The organism is Arthrobacter sp. NPDC056691 (assembly GCF_042791415.1).
Taxonomy (GTDB): domain Bacteria; phylum Actinomycetota; class Actinomycetes; order Actinomycetales; family Micrococcaceae; genus Arthrobacter.
Genome location: NZ_JBHTXX010000065.1, coordinates 1 through 3811, shown reverse-complemented (window position 1 = coordinate 3811; position 3811 = coordinate 1). Strand labels below are relative to the sequence as shown.

Here is a 3811-nt window from a genome sequence, read left to right as displayed (position 1 = left end):
ATTAAAAACCCCGCCGGGGGGGGGCCCCCGTTATGTTGACCCGCCGCCGTCGGGAACTGCTTGCCTGAGTTGTTGTTGCCGGACGCTTCCGGCGTCAGTCGTTGATCAGGTCGTTGACCACGATGGTCTGGTCGCGGTCCGGGCCTACGCCGATCGCGGAGAAGCGGGTGCCGGACAGCTTCTCGAGGGCCAGCACGTAGTTCCGGGCGTTCTCGGGCAGGTCAGCCAGCGTGCGGGCGCCGGTGATGTCCTCGGTCCAGCCTTCGAAGTACTCGAAGATGGGCTTGGCGTGGTGGAACTCGGTCTGGGTCATGGGCATTTCGTCGTGCCGGACGCCGTCGACGTCGTACGCCACGCACACCGGGATCTGTTCGATGCCGGTGAGGACGTCCAGCTTGGTGACAAAGTAGTCGGTGAAGCCGTTGACGCGGGAGGCGTGGCGGGCCAGGACGGCGTCGTACCAGCCGCAGCGGCGCGGACGTCCCGTGTTGACGCCGAATTCGCCGCCGGTCTTCTGCAGGTACATGCCCATCTCGTCGAAGAGCTCGGTGGGGAACGGGCCTGCGCCGACGCGGGTGGTGTATGCCTTGATGATGCCGATGGAGCGCGAGATGCGGGTGGGGCCGATGCCCGAACCCACCGAGGCGCCGCCCGCGGTGGGGTTGGAGGACGTGACGAACGGGTAGGTGCCGTGGTCGACGTCGAGGAACGTGGCCTGGCCGCCCTCCATGAGCACCACCTTGCCCTCATCCAGGGCCGTGTTCAGCACGAGGGTGCTGTCGATGACCAGGGGGCGCAGGCGCTCGGCGAAGGAGAGGAAGTAGCTGACCACTTCCTCCACCTCGATGCTGCGGCGGTTGTAGATCTTGACCAGGAGATCGTTCTTCTGGCGCAGCGAGCCTTCCACCTTCTGGCGCAGGATGGACTCGTCGAACACGTCCTGGACGCGGATGCCCAGGCGGGCCACCTTGTCCATGTAGGTAGGCCCGATCCCGCGGCCGGTGGTGCCGATGGCGCGGCTGCCGAGGAAGCGTTCGGTGACCTTGTCCAGCACCTGGTGGTACGGGGCGACGAGGTGCGCGTTGGCGGAGACGCGCAGCTTCGAGGTGTCGGCGCCGCGTGCCTCGAGGCCGTCGATCTCCTGGAACAGCGCTTCGAGGTTGACGACACAGCCGTTGCCGATGATGGGGACGGCGTTGGGGCTGAGGATGCCGGCCGGAAGGAGCTTGAGCTCATACTTCTCACCGCCTACGACGACGGTGTGCCCGGCGTTGTTGCCGCCGTTCGGCTTCACTACGTAGTCGACGCGGCCGCCAAGCAGGTCGGTGGCCTTACCTTTTCCTTCGTCGCCCCACTGGGCTCCGACGATCACGATTGCTGGCATGGGATCCTCCCCCATTCGTTCGGGCCTAGCCCGGCTGGATCACCGAGGTGCTTCAACCGGAGGTCGGCGCCGTTCATGAGAATGCCCCGAATTCGTCGCCCGAACCCGCGGCGCTGACCGGGGAAGGGACGCAAGAGTTCCGGGGCTCTTACCACCCAAGTTTAGCGGATGGGCAGCAAAAGTATGGCTTTTGCCGAATCACCCGTGCGGCAGATTCCGGCGACACATTGCGCCTGCGATTTGCCACTCACTCTCTCCGCGGACTTAAGTGAGAGTGAACCATCCCGAGCGGCCGAGGAGACCCTGCCTTGTCACTGAACACCGACCACATCCGCGTCACCCACGCCGGGTCCCTGCCCCGCACCCCGGAGCTCATCGCCGCCAACGCAGCCAAGGAAGCGGACGGCATCACGCCGGAGTTCCTGGACCTGCTGGAGACCTCGGTGGTGGACATCGTCCGGCGCCAAAAGGACCTGGGCATCGACATCCCCAACGACGGCGAATACGGCCACGCAATGTCCAACAGCGTGGACTACGGCGCCTGGTGGAACTACTCATTCGCCCGCCTGGGCGGCCTCGAACCCACCAATGTTGACCGCTGGGCCGACGCCGAGGTGCACCGTTCCACACCGGGCAACATCGTCCTGACCTCGTTCCCTGACCGACGGGACCGGCAGAAGTTCAATGACGCCTACAACGACCCCTCCTCCGGGATCCTCGCCCACCGCAAGAGCGTGGCACAGCCCAAGATCGCCGGCCCGCTGACCTACACCGGGCAGGACCTCGTGGCGTCGGACGTCGCCAACCTCAAGACCGGCCTGCAGGCGGCCGGCCTCGCCGAGGGTTTCGTCGCGTCGCTGTCCCCCGGCTCCTGCGCACGGGTAGCCAATGAGTACTACAAGACCGAAGAGGAACTGGTCTACGCCTGCGCCGACGCCATGCGCGAGGAATACAAGGCAATCATCGACGCCGGGCTGACCGTCCAGCTCGACGACCCGTCGCTGGCTGAGAGCTGGGACCAGATCAACCCGGAGCCCAGCCTCGAGGACTACCTCAGCTTCATCCAGCTCCGGGTCGAGGCCACCAACTGGGCCCTCCGCGACCTGCCCCAGGAGCAGATCCGGCTGCACGTCTGCTGGGGATCCTGGCACGGCCCCCACACCACCGACATCCCGTTTGCCGACATCATCGGCTCCGTCCTGCAGATCAATGCCGGCGGCTACTCGTTCGAGGCAGCCAATGTCCGGCACGAGCACGAATGGCGCGTTTGGGAAGACACCAGGCTTCCCGAGGGCAAGGTCATCATCCCGGGTGTCGTCTCGCACGCCACCAACGTCGTGGAGCATCCGGAACTCGTGGCTGACCGGATCGAGCGCTTCGCCAGGCTCGTGGGGCGCGAGAGCGTGATCGCCTCCACCGACTGCGGCCTCGGCGGCCGTGTCCACCCACAGATCGCGGTCGCAAAACTCGAGGCCCTCGGGGAGGGCGCACGCCTCGCCACCAAGCGGCTCTGGAAGTGATTTAGCCCTCATTGACTGTCCTGCGGGCCCACTCCTGCGCGGCTCCGCCACGGACGCGCAAAGGGGCGGCGCCTCACGGTTCGGACGCCTTGCTAAACTGGGGAGGATCGGTCAGGTACCGGTCCACCTCATTTCACACCACGCCGCACTCGGCATGCCTGCGGCGTGCCAGCCCTGCGGCGCGGCAGCGCGACCCACCTGCAGGAGACACAGCACCATATGACAGCCCTGGCTACCGAATCCTTCCATGAACAGCTTCTGAGGCGCCGTTACGAACCCAACGTTGCCGCTGTCAATGAGCTCTGCGATACGTTGCAGAGCGCCAAGCCGGGCACCCAGGTGCCGTACGTCGACCCCGCGCACGACGTCGACGAATGCCGCATCATCAGCCTCTTCTCGAACATCGGCACGGCGTCGCCCACCGGCTTCATCATGCCGGGCGACGACGACGCCGCCACCCGCATGCTGGGCCTCCAGTGGAAGTTGGGCCTGCGGCCGGAGTACATCATGCCGTGGAACGTGCACCCGTGGCACACGCCGGGCGAGCCGAACGGTAAGTTCACGCCGGACCAGATCCAGGCCGGCCTCAAGCCGCTGCTGAAAGTCCTGGCCCTGGTCCCCCGCGCTTCAGTCATCGTGGCTCACGGCACCGAGGCCAACCGCCTCGCCGGCCTGCTGCTCAAGACCGAAGTGCCCTTGCTGTGGCGCCGCGGACTGAAGACCTACAAGGTCCGTTCGCTGAGCGGCCGCTCCTTCGCCGGAACCCCCGAGCGGCAGAAGCAGTACCTCGACGAGATGCACGTGGCCTACGCCGACGCCATGGCCCGCACCGGGCTGCAGAAAGCTGGCAGGTAAACGCCGCCAAGCATGATAACGACGGCGGGCGGTCACCTTCCTAGGAGAAGGT

Annotated in this window: 3 protein-coding genes; 2 read left to right on the top strand and 1 reads right to left on the bottom strand. The window is 66.2% G+C overall.

From position 1 onward, the window contains the following. Positions 1-94: 94 nt before the first annotated feature. Positions 95-1384 (bottom strand): adenylosuccinate synthase, encoded by a 1290-nt coding sequence (locus ACFRAU_RS25995; RefSeq protein WP_377998212.1) that lies wholly within the window; start codon positions 1382-1384, stop codon positions 95-97. 308 nt (positions 1385-1692) lie between these two features. On the opposite strand from ACFRAU_RS25995, the gene ACFRAU_RS25990 reads away from it, so the two are divergent. After that, complete coding sequence (locus tag ACFRAU_RS25990; protein WP_378002009.1) at positions 1693-2904, top strand: cobalamin-independent methionine synthase II family protein; 1212 nt, start codon at positions 1693-1695, stop codon at positions 2902-2904. A 219-nt stretch (positions 2905-3123) separates the two neighbouring features. Further along, positions 3124-3759, top strand: coding sequence for a uracil-DNA glycosylase (locus tag ACFRAU_RS25985; protein WP_377998210.1), 636 nt, complete (start codon positions 3124-3126; stop codon positions 3757-3759). The last annotated feature ends 52 nt before the right edge of the window (positions 3760-3811 follow it).

Excerpts from the sequence above, each read along its gene's own strand:
- ACFRAU_RS25995 (WP_377998212.1), bottom strand. The coding sequence starts at position 1,384 with ATGCCAGCAATCGTGATCGTCGGAGCCCAGTGGGGCGACGAAGGAAAA.
- ACFRAU_RS25985 (WP_377998210.1), top strand. The coding sequence starts at position 3,124 with ATGACAGCCCTGGCTACCGAATCCTTCCATGAACAGCTTCTGAGGCGC.